A 1023-nucleotide genomic window follows, 5' to 3' on the forward strand; every position below is an offset into this window, starting at 1 on the left:
CGCAGATACCAGGTGGCTGCAACTGTTTATTAAAAACACAGCACTGTGCAAAATCGTAAGATGACGTATACGGTGTGACGCCTGCCCGGTGCCGGAAGGTTAATTGATGGGGTTAGACTTCGGTCGAAGCTCTTGATCGAAGCCCCGGTAAACGGCGGCCGTAACTATAACGGTCCTAAGGTAGCGAAATTCCTTGTCGGGTAAGTTCCGACCTGCACGAATGGCGTAATGATGGCCACGCTGTCTCCACCCGAGACTCAGTGAAATTGAAATCGCTGTGAAGATGCAGTGTACCCGCGGCTAGACGGAAAGACCCCGTGAACCTTTACTACAGCTTGGCACTGAACATTGAACCTACATGTGTAGGATAGGTGGGAGGCTTTGAAGACGTGACGCCAGTTGCGTTGGAGCCGACCTTGAAATACCACCCTTGTATGTTTGATGTTCTAACTTAGACCCGTTATCCGGGTTGAGGACAGTGCCTGGTGGGTAGTTTGACTGGGGCGGTCTCCTCCCAAAGAGTAACGGAGGAGCACGAAGGTGGGCTAATCACGGTTGGACATCGTGAGGTTAGTGCAATGGCATAAGCCCGCTTAACTGCGAGAATGACGGTTCGAGCAGGTGCGAAAGCAGGTCATAGTGATCCGGTGGTTCTGAATGGAAGGGCCATCGCTCAACGGATAAAAGGTACTCCGGGGATAACAGGCTGATACCGCCCAAGAGTTCATATCGACGGCGGTGTTTGGCACCTCGATGTCGGCTCATCACATCCTGGGGCTGAAGTCGGTCCCAAGGGTATGGCTGTTCGCCATTTAAAGTGGTACGCGAGCTGGGTTTAGAACGTCGTGAGACAGTTCGGTCCCTATCTGCCGTGGGCGTTGGAAGATTGAAGGGGGCTGCTCCTAGTACGAGAGGACCGGAGTGGACGAACCTCTGGTGTTCGGGTTGTGTCGCCAGACGCATTGCCCGGTAGCTAAGTTCGGAATCGATAACCGCTGAAAGCATCTAAGCGGGAAGCGAGCC

At 53.6% G+C, this 1023-nt stretch carries 1 rRNA gene; it reads left to right on the forward strand.

From position 1 onward, the window contains the following. Window positions 1-1023: ribosomal RNA gene (locus ACF8PK_RS07005) — 23S ribosomal RNA — on the forward strand; the annotation flags it as partial.

Origin of the sequence: Vibrio sp. CJQ_6 (assembly GCF_043106745.1) — a bacterium.
Lineage (GTDB): Bacteria > Pseudomonadota > Gammaproteobacteria > Enterobacterales > Vibrionaceae > Vibrio > Vibrio furnissii.